At 57.3% G+C, this 13,663-nt stretch carries 13 protein-coding genes and 1 pseudogene; 7 read left to right on the forward strand and 7 right to left on the reverse strand.

Annotation, left to right across the window (positions count from 1 at the left end):
• Positions 1 to 44: 44 nt before the first annotated feature.
• From speFL to kdpF, 7 genes are all read right to left on the reverse strand, one after another.
• Positions 45 to 149: a leader peptide SpeFL gene (speFL, locus tag GTGU_RS25820; protein WP_006819052.1), complete on the reverse strand. Its 105-nt coding sequence runs from the start codon at positions 147 to 149 to the stop codon at positions 45 to 47.
• A 280-nt stretch (positions 150 to 429) separates the two neighbouring features.
• Positions 430 to 1,107 carry a two-component system response regulator KdpE gene (gene kdpE, locus GTGU_RS16825; protein WP_038159600.1) on the reverse strand — a complete coding sequence of 226 codons (678 nt, stop codon included), beginning with the start codon at positions 1,105 to 1,107 and terminating at the stop codon, positions 430 to 432.
• Positions 1,104 to 3,791 carry a two-component system sensor histidine kinase KdpD gene (gene kdpD / locus GTGU_RS16830; protein WP_038159602.1) on the reverse strand — a complete coding sequence of 896 codons (2,688 nt, stop codon included), beginning with the start codon at positions 3,789 to 3,791 and terminating at the stop codon, positions 1,104 to 1,106. Before kdpD ends, kdpE begins: the two co-directional genes overlap by 4 nt.
• A 1-nt stretch (position 3,792) precedes the next feature.
• Positions 3,793 to 4,368, reverse strand: coding sequence for a potassium-transporting ATPase subunit KdpC (gene kdpC / locus GTGU_RS16835; RefSeq protein ID WP_038159604.1), 576 nt, complete (start codon positions 4,366 to 4,368; stop codon positions 3,793 to 3,795).
• A 10-nt stretch (positions 4,369 to 4,378) separates the two neighbouring features.
• On the reverse strand, positions 4,379 to 6,427 hold the full coding sequence (gene kdpB, locus GTGU_RS16840) for a potassium-transporting ATPase subunit KdpB (RefSeq protein WP_038159606.1): 2,049 nt from the start codon (positions 6,425 to 6,427) through the stop codon (positions 4,379 to 4,381).
• A gap of 20 nt (positions 6,428 to 6,447) precedes the next feature.
• Positions 6,448 to 8,127 (reverse strand): potassium-transporting ATPase subunit KdpA, encoded by a 1,680-nt coding sequence (gene kdpA / locus GTGU_RS16845; RefSeq protein WP_038159608.1) that lies wholly within the window; start codon positions 8,125 to 8,127, stop codon positions 6,448 to 6,450.
• Positions 8,127 to 8,216 carry a K(+)-transporting ATPase subunit F gene (gene kdpF, locus GTGU_RS25450; RefSeq protein ID WP_084222807.1) on the reverse strand — a complete coding sequence of 30 codons (90 nt, stop codon included), beginning with the start codon at positions 8,214 to 8,216 and terminating at the stop codon, positions 8,127 to 8,129. Before kdpF ends, kdpA begins: the two co-directional genes overlap by 1 nt.
• A 309-nt stretch (positions 8,217 to 8,525) precedes the next feature.
• Here kdpF and GTGU_RS16855 point away from each other — a divergent pair, with 309 nt between their 5' ends.
• The 7 genes and pseudogenes from GTGU_RS16855 to GTGU_RS16885 form a co-directional block, all read left to right on the forward strand.
• Positions 8,526 to 8,732 carry a YbfA family protein gene (locus GTGU_RS16855; RefSeq protein WP_038159612.1) on the forward strand — a complete coding sequence of 69 codons (207 nt, stop codon included), beginning with the start codon at positions 8,526 to 8,528 and terminating at the stop codon, positions 8,730 to 8,732.
• 96 nt (positions 8,733 to 8,828) lie between these two features.
• A pseudogene (locus GTGU_RS16860) lies at positions 8,829 to 9,308 on the forward strand (DUF1722 domain-containing protein); the annotation flags it as partial.
• 12 nt (positions 9,309 to 9,320) lie between these two features.
• Positions 9,321 to 10,763 carry a deoxyribodipyrimidine photo-lyase gene (gene phrB, locus GTGU_RS16865; protein ID WP_038159617.1) on the forward strand — a complete coding sequence of 481 codons (1,443 nt, stop codon included), beginning with the start codon at positions 9,321 to 9,323 and terminating at the stop codon, positions 10,761 to 10,763.
• A gap of 65 nt (positions 10,764 to 10,828) precedes the next feature.
• On the forward strand, positions 10,829 to 11,572 hold the full coding sequence (locus GTGU_RS16870; RefSeq protein WP_038159619.1) for a type 2 GTP cyclohydrolase I: 744 nt from the start codon (positions 10,829 to 10,831) through the stop codon (positions 11,570 to 11,572).
• A 12-nt stretch (positions 11,573 to 11,584) separates the two neighbouring features.
• Positions 11,585 to 12,241: a 5-oxoprolinase subunit PxpB gene (gene pxpB, locus GTGU_RS16875; protein ID WP_038159621.1), complete on the forward strand. Its 657-nt coding sequence runs from the start codon at positions 11,585 to 11,587 to the stop codon at positions 12,239 to 12,241.
• Positions 12,235 to 13,167: a 5-oxoprolinase subunit PxpC gene (pxpC, locus tag GTGU_RS16880; protein WP_038159624.1), complete on the forward strand. Its 933-nt coding sequence runs from the start codon at positions 12,235 to 12,237 to the stop codon at positions 13,165 to 13,167. The genes pxpB and pxpC overlap by 7 nt, the downstream gene beginning before the upstream one ends.
• Positions 13,157 to 13,663 (forward strand): 5-oxoprolinase subunit PxpA (locus tag GTGU_RS16885; protein ID WP_038159627.1); only part of this gene is annotated, 507 nt, incomplete at its 3' end. The genes pxpC and GTGU_RS16885, both read left to right, overlap by 11 nt.

Here is a 13,663-nt window from a genome sequence, read left to right on the forward strand (position 1 = left end):
TTCAGGATGACCTGTATGCTGAAGCGCCCGTCGTAGTCGGAAGACTACCGGGCATTAAAGAAGTGAAAATCAAAGCTGTTGCGGTGGGCAAACATCATAATATGGGTTGTCCGCCTTATGTGTGGCATCATTCGGTTATTGTTTTCCATGATATGTACCTTTCACTGATTAACTGAAGGTATAGCCATTTTATCCAGGAATGAAGCTTATACTGTGAACAAGATCAATAAATATCGATTATCGCAGAAATAATTAGTCACCATTTATGCATACCACAGGTCAATCTGCTTTATTGTGACTTTTTTGTAAATAGATTGTTCATATATCTATTTAATATGATAACTCACCGCAATAAAAATTAATTTGAGCGGTGAGTTAATTTACATAAAAATAAAAAGAAGGAGGGTGTTTAGTAAAATGAATAGTTATTCAAAATATAAAACGATAACCAATGCCCGTTTCGGTTAATAAATGCTGAGGCCGCGCGGGATCGGCTTCAAGCTTCTGTCTTAGGTGACCCATATAAATACGCAAATAATGGCTGTGTTCAATCGCATTTGGCCCCCAGACCTGATTTAACAGCTGGCGCTGGGTCAGCACTTTTCCCGCGTTATTGAGTAAAACCGCAAGCAGGCGAAACTCAATGGGAGTGAGATGAATTTCTTCACCGCCCCGGACTATGCGTCGCGAGACGAGATCGACCTCGACATCCGCAAAACGAATCAGCGGTTCGCTCTGTTGTCCCCCGGCATGACGACGTAGCGCCACGCGCAGACGTGCCTGTAATTCCCCGACGCCAAACGGCTTGCTGAGATAATCATCCGCCCCGGCATCCAGCGCGGCGATTTTGTCCGTTTCTTCCACCCGGGCCGATAAGACAATCACCGGGATCTGACTCCACTGGCGGAGGTCGCGAATAAAGTCGATGCCGTCACCATCCGGCAGGCCCAGATCAAGAATGACCAGATCCGGCTTGCGGGTTGCCGCTTCAATCAGACCACGCTGTAAGGTGTCGGCCTCAAACACGCGCATGTTCTCTGCTTCCAGCGCGGTGCGCAGAAAGCGACGGATAGCCTGTTCATCTTCAACAATGAGTACGTTAATCACAGTTCTTCCTGAAAATCGTCCAGTTCGGGAGGGGACTCCAGTGGAAGTGTAACACGGAAACAGGCACCGCCTTCAGAGCGGTTCCACGCCGAAATAGTGCCGCCATGCACCTCGACAATCGCCTGGCAGATAGCCAGCCCAAGCCCGACGCCGGGGATCGCCGACTCCTTCGTGCCACGGGCGAACTTGCCAAAAATGGCCTGCTCCTGACCCTCGGGAATACCTGGACCATCATCCTGGACGTCAAGCAGCAACGTATTGCCTTCGGTTTTTGCCGCAATGCCGATATGAGCGTGATGCCCGGCGTACTTCACCGCGTTTTCCAGCAGGTTTATCAGCACGCGCTCAAACAGCGGCCCGTCGACGTGAACCAGCATCAGCGGATCGGGCAGGGAGAGGTCGATATGACGCCCGCCGAGCCCCGGTTCCAGCGTTTTTAACGCGCTACCGACCACCTCTTCCAGCGTCAGCCACTCTTTGCGCAGGTTAAATCCGCCAGACTGGATACGCGCCATGTCGAGCAAATTGTTCACCAGCCGGGTAGTGTTCAGCACATGCTGGCGGATCTCATTGGCCTGCGGCGCATGTTTTGAGCCTTCGCTGGCGAGATCCAGCGTCAGGATCTCCGCCTGGCCAAACAGCACCGTCAGCGGGGTGCGTAAATCGTGCGACAGCGCTGCCAGCAACGAATTGCGAATGCTTTCACGCTCACTGGCAAGACGGGCCTGCTCTTCGCTGGCCGTCAGCGCCAGCCGCTCCAGCGCGTTTGCCACCAGCAGGGTGAATGTTTCCAGCAGGCGTTGTTGTTCCGGGATCATCAACTGACGCAGATTGGTGGGTTCAACCACTACCAGCCCGTGGGTTTTGTCAGCGCTGATGAGCGGCAAAATCTGATAGGGAACGCCGGGCAGAGTATCGGTCCCTGCACCCGCGGGTAGCCCTTTATCAAAGCTCCAGCGTGCGATGGCGCTGTCCCATGGCGTCATCCCCTGTTGCTGAGTCAGCGGCACGATTTTTCCGTTCTCATCCGGCAGCAGTACCTGGCTGCGGGCATCAAAAGTAGACTGAATAAACCGCTCGCTGGTGGCGGCAATGTCCGTCACGCTACGACCGACGGCAAGCGCTTTTGACATCTCATACAGATGACGGGTGCGCTGTTCGCGATAGCGGGCGACGCGCGCCTGATAGCGGACACCCGCCGTCAGGTTACCGATCACCAGCCCGACAGTCAGCATTACGCCGAAAGTCAGCAGGTACTGCACATCTGAGACCGCCAGCGTGCCCCGGGGCGCGACAAAGAAGAGGTCAAAACTCATGACATTAATGATGGTCGCCAGTACCGAAGGCCAGCGCCCAAAAAACAGCGCGACAAGTACCACGCCGAGCAGGTAGATCATCACCAGGTTTGTGGCATCAAAGTTGGTCAGCCACTGTGACGCCACCAGTGTGATGATGGCGCAGAGAGCCACCGCCACCGCGCAACCACGCAACTGCACTCGCCATTTCTCCCGCCAGGGGCGGGTATCGCTGGCGCGCGACGGCAGATCCGCGGGCTTTTCATCCAGCGCCACGACCATCAGATCGAGATCGGGCGCATGCGCGGCCAGCCGATCAGCAAAGCTACGACGGCTGAACCAGCGGCGTTTGCTGTAGTGGCCAATAACGATTTTGCCAAGATTATGCTCGCGGGCGTAGCGCAGAACAGCACGGTCTTCGGAGGGATCAGAAAGGGTGGCGGTTTCCGCGCCCAGCTCCTGCGCCAGTGACAGCGCGCTGAGGATCGCCCGTCGTTGTGCTTCCGGCAGGCGGTGCAGGGCAGGGGTTTCCACATACACCGCATGCCATACACTGCCGAGTTTCGCCGCCAGCCGTGCCGCCGTGCGCACCAGTTTTTCGCTGCCCGTGTTGTGACCAATGCACAGCAGGATGGCGTCGCGGGTGTGCCAGACTTTTTCCTGCCCCTGCCTGTCTCGCCAGGCGCGCATTTGATCATCAACGCGATCAGCGGTACGGCGGAGCGCCAGCTCGCGCAGGGCAATCAGGTTGCCTTTGCGAAAGAAATTTTCAATCGCCCGTTCAGCCTGGCCGCCGATATACACTTTGCCTTCATTCAGGCGCTGACGTAGATCATCTGGCGGTAAGTCGACCAGCACGACTTCATCGGCGGCATCAAAGAAGGGATCGGGTACCGTTTCGCGCACCTGAATGCCAGTGACGCCGCTGACCACGTCGTTGAGGCTTTCCAGATGCTGAACATTCACGGTGGTGAAGACGTCGATGCCGGCTTCCAGCAACTCTTCCACGTCCTGCCAGCGTTTCGGATGACGGGAGCCAGGTGCGTTGCTGTGGGCCAGTTCGTCCATCAGAATTAACGCCGGACGCCGCGCAAGGGCGGCGTCGAGATCAAATTCGAGGACGTAGCGTCCGTGCCAGGCGATGCGTTTCAGCGGCTGTGTCGCCAGTCCTTTCAGCATGGCCGCCGTTTCCTTGCGGCCATGGGTTTCCACAACGCCGATTAAAATGTCCAGACCCTGCGTCCGTAACCGTTGCGCTTCCGCCAGCATGGCGTAGGTTTTCCCCACCCCGGCACAGGCACCAAAGAATATCTTCAGCTTACCGCGATGAGGAGAGGCGGCCTGTTCCAGTAACCGGTCGGGATCCGGGCGCAGTGGCTCTTCGGTCATTTTATTCTTCCTTCAGGGCATCCAGTGCCATATTCAACTCATTAATATTTACCACAGATTGGCCGAGAACGCCGATCAGCGGTTTTTCCGTCATGCTGTTCACCAGTCGGATGATTTGCTCAGCGGAAAGATGACGCGCATGGGCCACGCGCGGTACCTGCCACAGTACGGCTTCAGGCGTGAGCTGGCTGTCCAGACCACTGGCGGAAGCCGTCACCAGTTCCACTGGCACCTGATCCGCTGCGTCCGGGTTGGCGAGACGAAGCGCTTTCACGCGGTCGGCAATAGCGCTGTCCTGCATCGGATTGCTGACCGCCAGATTGCTGCCGCCAGAGGCCATCGGGTTATCAGGCGTCTCAGCGGTAGCAGACGGACGGCCATGAAAATAGCCTGGTGAGGTAAAATTCTGACCAATCAGACGTGAGCCGCGGATGGTATCCCCCTGACGGATCAGTGAGCCGGTGGCCTGATCCTGAAACCACCACTGACCCAGCACGGTGGTCAGTAGCGGGTAGAGCCCGCCGGTGATCAGTGTCAGAAAAATCAGTAAAACAAAAGCTGGTCGTATTAATGACATGGTTAGTTCCTCACACCAGACCCAGCAGGGTTAACAGAAGATCGATAATTTTAATGCCAATAAACGGCACCAGCAGGCCACCGAGTCCGTAGATCCACAGGTTCCGGCGCAGCATTGCCGACGCGGTCAACGGTTTGTAACTCACCCCTTTCAGGGCCAGCGGGATCAGAAACACAATAATCAATGCGTTAAAGATCACGGCGCTCAAGATCGCCGACGCCGGAGAGTGCAGATGCATGACGTTCAGCACGCCAAGCTGCGGGTAAGTCACCGCGAACGCCGCCGGAATAATGGCGAAATATTTCGCCACGTCGTTGGCAATACTGAAGGTGGTTAACGAGCCACGGGTCATCAGCATCTGTTTGCCGATGTGTACCACTTCAATCAGCTTGGTGGGGTTGGAATCGAGATCCACCATATTGCCCGCTTCTTTGGCTGCCTGGGTCCCGGAGTTCATCGCTACTGCCACATCGGCCTGCGCCAGCGCGGGCGCGTCGTTGGTACCGTCACCGGTCATCGCTACCAGACGTCCTTCTGCCTGATACTGGCGAATCAGCGCCAGTTTTGCTTCCGGCGTGGCTTCAGCAAGAAAATCATCGACGCCAGCTTCAGCGGCAATAGCGGCAGCGGTCAGCCGGTTATCACCGGTGATCATCACCGTTTTAATGCCCATTTTGCGCAACTGGGCAAAACGCTCTTTAATGCCGCCTTTTACGATGTCTTTCAGGGCGATCACGCCGAGTACATTCGCCCCTTCCACCACCACCAGTGGCGTTGCACCCTGGCGCGCCACGCTTTCCACCAGTTGATCGACATCAACCGGGAAGTGGCCATTATTGGCTTCAACATGGCGGCGAATCGCATCAACAGAGCCTTTGCGGATCATACGGTTGTCGATGTTAATACCGCTCATCCGCGTCTGAGCAGTGAAGGGTACGAACGTGGCGTGCAGTTGTTGCACGTCGCGCTCGCGCAGGTTAAAGCGCTGCTTGGCGAGCACCACGATGCTGCGGCCTTCCGGCGTTTCGTCCGCCAGTGACGCCAGTTGCGCGGCATCGGCCAGCGTGCGTTCATCGGTGCCTCTGGCGGGCAGGAAATCAGAGGCCTGACGGTTGCCGAGGGTGATGGTACCGGTTTTGTCCAGCAGCAGAACATCGACATCGCCTGCGGCTTCCACGGCGCGACCGCTGGTGGCGATCACGTTTGCGCCAAGCATCCGGCTCATCCCGGCGACGCCAATGGCTGATAGCAGACCGCCGATGGTGGTCGGGATCAGACATACCAACAGCGCCACCAGCACAGTCACGCTGACTGCCGCGCCGCCCCAGATGGAGAAGGGCCAGATAGTGGCGGTGGCCAGCAGAAAGACGATGGTCAGCGCGACCAGCAGAATAGTCAGTGCAATCTCGTTCGGCGTTTTGCGCCGTTGCGCGCCTTCGACCATGGCGATCATTCTGTCGAGGAAGGTTTCGCCAGGGTTAACGCTGCACTGCACCACCAGCCAGTCGGAGAGAATGCGCGTACCGCCGGTCACTGAGGCGAAATCACCACCAGATTCGCGGATCACCGGTGCTGATTCCCCGGTGATGGCGCTCTCGTCAACGGAGGCGCCGCCTTCGATCACTTCGCCATCGCAGGGGATAATATCCCCGGCTTCGACCAGCACTACGTCGCCTTTGCGCAGCTCGCTTGCCGGGACGTGATCGACCTGGGCGCCATGGTGCGGCGCGCGTAGCTTGCGGGCGAACGCGGTTTTCTTCACGCCGCGCAGACTGTTTGCCTGCGCCTTGCTGCGACCTTCCGCCATCGCTTCCGCAACGTTGGCGAACAGCACGGTAAACCACAACCACAGGCTGACAGCGCCGGTAAGGAGAGCGTCACCGCTGAGATGGCCGGTGGCCATGGCGATCGCCAGCACGGTCGTCAATACGCTGCCGATCCAGACGATAAACATCACCGGATTGCGCCACTGAATTGCAGGGCTCAGTTTCTTAACAGAATCGATCAGCGCCTGACGAACCAGCGCGGGCTCAAACAGGGCCATGGGTTTGCGACTCATAAAATAAGGCTCCGTACGACTTAAAATAACGAGAGATGTTCAGCGACCGGCCCCAGCGCCAGCGCAGGAATGAAGGTCAGCGCGGCGACTAACAGGACGGTACCGATCAACAAACCGACAAAAAGCGCGCCGTGGGTCGGCAGTGTCCCGGTGCTGGCCGGCTGTATTTTTTTCGTCACCAGCGAACCGGCAATCGCCATCACCGGCACGATGACCGCGAAACGGCCGAAGAACATGCAGAAGGCCAGCAAGCAGTTCCAGAACGGGGTGTTGGCGCTCAGCCCGGCAAAGGCACTACCGTTGTTGTTTGCGGCGGAGGAGACAGCGTAAAGCACTTCGCTGAAACCATGAGTACCGGGGTTAAGCATGCCGCTGCGTCCGGCGTCGGTCATCATCGCCAGCGCCGTACCGATCAGCACCAGCGTCGGGGTCACCAGAATCGCCAGCGCGGTCATTTTCATTTCCCGCACGTCGATTTTTTTACCGAGGTATTCCGGCGTACGGCCAATCATCAGCCCGGCGATGAACACCGCCAGCAGCACGAACAGCAGCATGCCGTATAACCCGGAACCGACGCCGCCGAAGACCACTTCGCCAATCTGCATCAGCCACATCGGCACCATGCCGCCTAACGCGGTAAAAGAGTCGTGCATGGCATTCACCGCGCCACAGGAAGCGGCCGTCGTCACCACGGCAAACAGGCTGCTGGCGAGGATGCCAAAGCGACTTTCTTTACCTTCCATATTGATGTTGCTGTCTGCACCCAGCGCCATCAGGTGCGGGTTGCCCTGGGTTTCCGCCCACATCACCACAGCCACGGCAACAACGAAAATGATCGACATTGCCCACAACAGCGTGTGTCCCTGACGACGGTCGCCGACGACATCGCCAAAGGCAAAACACAGGGCGGCGGGGATCAGAAAAATCGCCAGCATCTGGACCGCGTTGGTCAGCGCTGTCGGGTTTTCGAACGGGTGGGATGAGTTGGCGTTAAAGAATCCGCCGCCATTGGTGCCCAGCATTTTTATGGCTTCCTGCGAGGCGACCGGCCCCATCGGCAGCAGCTGTTTTGCCCCTTCGAGCGAGGTAAACGGCTGATACGGCAGAACGTTTTGCAGCGCACCCTGCTGAATAAAGAACAGGGCGATGAGAAGTGACAGCGGCAGCAGCACCCACAACGTGATGCGAGTGATATCCACCCAGGCGTTACCGAGCGTGGTGACACTGTGCCGGGCAAATGCACGCGTCAGGGCGAAGATCACCGCGATCCCGGTGGCGGCAGAAAGAAAGTTCTGCACCGTCAGCCCCGCCATCTGGCTCAGATAGCTCATGGTGGTTTCACCGGCGTAGGACTGCCAGTTGGTATTCGACACAAAGCTGACGGCGGTATTCAGCGCCAGATGCCAGGAGAGACCTGGCAGGTGTTGCGGGTTCAGCGGCAGCGCGCCCTGACACATCAGCAGGATGAACAGAACCACCAGGCCAAAAATATTGAGCAGTAACAGGGCCATCAGGTACTGGCACCAGCCCATCTCCTGTGGGCGAATCCCGAGAAGACGCCAGAGGCCACGTTCCATACCAGCAACCCCTGGCAGCGGAGTATCGTTAATCATGCGCGCAAGCAGCGTTCCGAGCGGGCGCGACAGTATAAACAACACCAGTAAAAAACCGGCAATCAGTAAAAATCCCTGAGCGGCCATCAGAATGCCTCCGCATTAATTAAGGCATACACCAGATACGCCAGTAACAGGAAAACCAGCACAACGCCGGCTATTACACCTGCAGTCACAATCCACCTCCGGGGGCTTTGAGTTATTACCCGGATGGTAGAAATCGCGGCGCAAAGATGTCGCAAAAATCACGGGGGCGGGTGTAAAAAAAGTATAAAAATGACTAAAACCACAATTTAACTAATGGTTAGTATTAATTTAACTTTTATGTAACTTATTTACGGGAAAAATGTAAATAAAGGCAAAACGAACGAAAAAAAGTGGTCGGATGAGTAGTAAAATTACAGGCAAAGCGGTACTATTTTAACCAGACACAATTTAGCGCATTTACCGGTGAACCTTACCGGCCAGCCAAAGGGGAGAGAATTATGGATCTTTACAAAGACTATCCAGCACATATTGTTTTTCTGCGTCGCACTTTCGCCGTGGTGGCGGGGATCGTTGCGCTGCCGGTCATGCTGTTCTGGAAAGACCGTGCCCGTTTTTACAGCTATCTGCACCGTGTCTGGTCGAAAACCAGTGATAAACCGGTGTGGATGGATCAGGCCGAAAAAGCGACCTGCGATTTTTACTAAGCGAAGATACACACAGCAATGCAAAAGCCGTCACCTCAGGTGGCGGCTTTTTTTTATCTCCCGGTTTACACTTAGGGTAACCACTGAAAGGGAGTCGCTATGTGTGAGAATTTTTCTGCGCGTACTTATGCGCTACAGGAACTTAACGAACTCAGGGATCAGGGATTAACGCGCGGCGCGCTGGTGGCCTTTCACAGCCGCTATAAGCTGGTGTTGCTCGCCCATTCACAGCCAGCATATCGCGCTCTGGGGCGCTTTGTGGCGGACATTGCACAGTGGTCTTCGCTGGAAGATTTTTATGACGGGTACCGCAAACGCCTGTCTGATCTCCTGTCTCAACCTGCCAGCCGCAACAATCACACCAACGTACTGATGCATGTGCAGGGTTATTTTCGTCCGCACCTCAGCTCAGCACAGCGCCGGGCGCTCGCCGCTGTGATTGACGACTACCGACAAGGCACGCAACCGTTGCTTGCGCCTGTCACGCTCATCCAACACTATATGTCTGAATTTCCTGACGCTTACCTGAGCAGTCAGCGCTATTTTGAGTTCTGGTCTTTATACGACGAACATTAAATCGGGAGCAGTATGACCACCCATCTGGTCTGGTTTCGCACGGATCTGCGCGTGCATGATAATCTGGCGCTCACCGCCGCCTGTCGTCAACAGGATGCCAGCGTGCTGGCGCTGTATATCGCCACACCGGCGCAGTGGCGACAACATCAGATGGCACCACGCCAGGCCGCATTTCTGGTCAGTCATCTGAATGCCTTGCAGCAGGCGCTGGCGGAAAGGGGGATTCCGCTGCTGGTGAAAACAGCCAACACCTATGCCGACAGTGTCACGGTGATTGAGGAAGTGTGTGCGGCGCACGACGTCAGCGCGCTTTTTTACAATTATCAGTACGAAATCAACGAACGGCAGCGGGATGCCGCTGTCGAGCGCGCGCTGGAAAACGTGACCTGTCAGGGTTTTGATGACAGCGTACTGCTTGCGCCAGGCAGCGTCACCACCGGCAATCACGAGATGTATAAGGTGTTCACGCCGTTCAAAAATGCTTTTTTGCGCCGCCTGCGTGACGATCTCCCGGCATGTCATCATGCGCCAGCAGTCCGGGAGGGTGGGGCGCTTAACAGGGCGCTTTCACCGGTGACGGTGGATTACCCGCAGCAGCCGTTTGATGCCGATGCGTTCCCGGTCAACGAACAACACGCGCTGGCCCGGTTGCGCCATTTTTGCCAGCATGCGCTGGCGCGTTATGACGCTGATCGTGATTTTCCGGCCATTGACGGCACCAGCCGGCTCTCCGTCTGTCTTACCCTGGGTGTGTTATCGCCGCGCCAGTGTCTGCATCGTCTGCTGAAAACGCACCCGGAGGCGCTGGAAGGGGGAACGGGGGCGGCCTGGCTGAATGAGCTGATCTGGCGTGAGTTCTACCGCCATTTGATCACCCGTTATCCTCAGTTATGTAAACACCAGCCGTTTATCGACTGGACGGATCGCGTAGCGTGGAAAACGCCCGATGCGGCGTTCACCGCGTGGCAGAACGGTGAGACCGGATTTCCGATCATTGATGCGGCTATGCGCCAGATGAATGCGACAGGCTGGATGCATAACCGACTACGGATGATCGTCGCCAGTTTCTTGGTCAAAGACCTGCTGATCGACTGGCGGGAAGGGGAGCGTTATTTTATGTCGCAATTGATTGACGGTGATCTGGCGGCGAACAATGGCGGCTGGCAGTGGGCGGCGTCCACCGGCACCGATGCCGCGCCCTATTTTCGCATTTTTAACCCTACGACCCAGGGCGAGAAATTTGATAAAGCAGGCGAATTTATCCGTCGCTGGATCCCTGAGCTGGCGGTGGTTCCGACCGCAGCAATTCATACGCCGTGGCAGTGGGCAGACAAATCACAGGTGATACTTGACTATCCTCGCCCGACCGTCGATCACAAACAGGCACGCGAAGCGACGCTTGCAGCTTATGACGCGGCGAGAAAGGGATGGCTATCCGTTGTCGCGGACGACTGAGATCGCTATGGTGTGCTTGTGAAACCTTTTTTATTTTGGATCGTTTTGTGGATAGAGGAGTAACGATGAAAAACACCGAGCTTGAGCAACTGATTAACGAAAAGCTTAATAGCGGAGCGTTCAGCGATTACGCACCTAACGGTCTGCAAGTGGAAGGTCGCGAGAAAGTCAGCAAGATTATCACCGGCGTCACGGCCAGCCAGGCGCTGCTGGATGAAGCCGTTCGCCTGCAGGCGGATGCGATTATCGTGCATCACGGTTATTTCTGGAAAGGGGAATCGCCGGTGATCAGCGGCATGAAGCGCCGTCGCCTGAAAACGCTGCTGGAAAACGACATTAACCTGTATGGCTGGCACCTGCCGCTGGATGCGCACCCGGAGTTAGGCAATAACGCCCAGCTTGCGGGACTGCTGGGCATTAACATTATGGGTGAAATCGAGCCGCTGGTGCCGTGGGGGGAACTCTCCATGGCGGTGCCTGGCCTCGAACTGGCTTCGTGGATCGAAGCCCGACTCGGCCGCAAACCGCTGTGGAGCGGCGATACCGGGCCGGATAAAGTCATGCGCATCGCCTGGTGTACAGGGGGCGGTCAGGGGTTCATCGACAGTGCGGCCCGTTTTGGCGTTGATGCGTTTATTACCGGCGAAGTGTCTGAGCAAACAATTCACTCCGCGCGGGAGCAGGGACTGCATTTCTATGCGGCAGGCCATCACGCGACTGAACGTGGCGGGATCCGCGCGCTCAGCGAGTGGCTGAATGAGACCACCGATCTGGACGTCACTTTTATCGATATCCCAAATCCGGCCTGATTGGAGAGAAAAGTGCAGCGAGCGCGTTGTTATTTGTTAGGTGAGACGGCAGTCGTGCTGGAGCTGGAGCCACCGGTGACACTGGAAAGCCAGAAACGAATCTGGCGGCTGACCCAGCGCCTGGCGGATCAACCCGAGGTGGTGGAAGCTATTCCCGGAATGAATAACATCACCGTGGTGTTGCGCAATCCGCAGTCACTGGCGCTGGATGCTATTGAGCGTCTTCAGCGCTGGTGGGAGGAGAGCGATGCGCTGCAACCGGACTCCCGCTACGTTGAAATTCCGGTGGTGTATGGCGGTGAGGCGGGGCCGGATCTTGGCGTGGTGTCGCGGCATGCCGGGCTCACTGAAAAACAGGTCGTTGAACTGCATGCCTCGGTGGAGTATGTGGTGTGGTTTCTCGGTTTTCAGCCAGGATTCCCGTACCTTGGCGGACTACCGGAGTCACTCATCACCCCACGCCGTGCGGAGCCGCGTCTGAGCGTACCCGCCGGAACGGTAGGGATCGGCGGCGCACAGACGGGGATTTATCCGCTGGATACGCCCGGCGGCTGGCAACTCATTGGTCATACCGCGCTTCGGCTGTTTGATCCTGTGCGGGCTGAGCCTGCGCTGTTGCGCCCCGGGGACGTCGTGCGCTTTATCCCGCAACGGGAGGGGGTATGCTGAAAATAATCCGTGCCGGACTGTATGCCTCCATTCAGGATACGGGGCGTTATGGTCTGCGCCAGTCCGGCGTCAGCCACTGTGGCGCGCTCGATAAACCCGCGCTAATCACCGCCAATTTGCTGGTGGGCAATGCGGCGAATGCGGCGGCGATTGAAATTACACTCGGGCAGATGACCGTGGAGTTTGAACGCGATGTCTGGTTTGCGTTAACCGGCGCAGGGTGTGAAGCGCAGCTTGACGGAAAACCGGTATGGAGCGGCTGGCGACAGCAGGCGCATGCCGGGCAGCGGCTGGTGCTGAAGCGCCCGCTACATGGCATTCGCAGCTATCTGGCGGTGTCGGGGGGTTTTGACGTGCCGGAAGTAATGGGGTCCCGCAGCACGGATCTGAAAGTGGGGATCGGCGGTCTGGATGGGCGGCGACTGGAGGATGGCGACCGGCTGGCGATTGGCCCGTCAACGCGCACCTTTAGTCAGCCGACAGGCGTGAAACAATTGCTGACCAGCAACCGCATCCGTGCGCTGCCTGGTCCGGAGTATCATGAGTTTGATACCGCCTCGCAAGAAGCGTTCTGGCGTTCGCCGTGGCAACTGAGCCCGCAAAGTAACCGCATGGGGTATCGCCTGAAAGGCCAGCCGCTGGTGCGTACGACACAGCGCGAGCTGCTGTCGCATGGCCTGCTGCCGGGCGTGGTACAGGTGCCTCACAACGGCCAGCCCATCGTGCTGATGAGCGATGCGCAGACCACGGGCGGTTATCCTCGCATTGCCTGCATCATTGACGCGGACATGTACCAGCTGGCGCAGATCCCGCTCGGGCAACCGGTGCATTTTGTGCCCTGTTCGCTGGAAGAGGCGCTGAAAGCGCGCAGTGATCAGCAACGTTATCTTGAACAACTGGCGTGGCGGCTTAACGATGAACATTGATTTGAATGCCGATCTCGGGGAAGGTGGGGCCAGCGACGCGCAACTGCTGCGACTGGTCTCGTCGGCTAATATCGCCTGTGGATTTCATGCCGGTGACGCGGTGATGATGCGTACCGCCGTGCGGGAAGCCATTCGTAACGGTGTGGCTGTCGGTGCGCATCCCAGCTTCCCGGATCGGGAAAATTTTGGTCGTACAGCGATGTCTTTGCCTCCTGAAACAGTGTATGCGCAAACGCTGTATCAGACTGGCGCACTGGCGGCGATTGTTCATGCGGAAGGGGGGACACTGCGTCACGTTAAACCGCACGGCATGCTGTACAACCAGGCGGCGAAATCGGCAGAGCTGGCGGATGCGATTGCCCGTGCGGTACGTGACGCTGACGCACGGTTGATTCTTGTCGGGCTGGCTGGCAGCGAACTGATCCGCGCCGGGCAACGTTACCAGCTGACCACTCGGGAAGAGGTGTTTGCCGATCGTGGTTATCAGGCGGACGGC

This window comes from Trabulsiella guamensis ATCC 49490, from assembly GCF_000734965.1.
GTDB lineage: Bacteria > Pseudomonadota > Gammaproteobacteria > Enterobacterales > Enterobacteriaceae > Trabulsiella > Trabulsiella guamensis.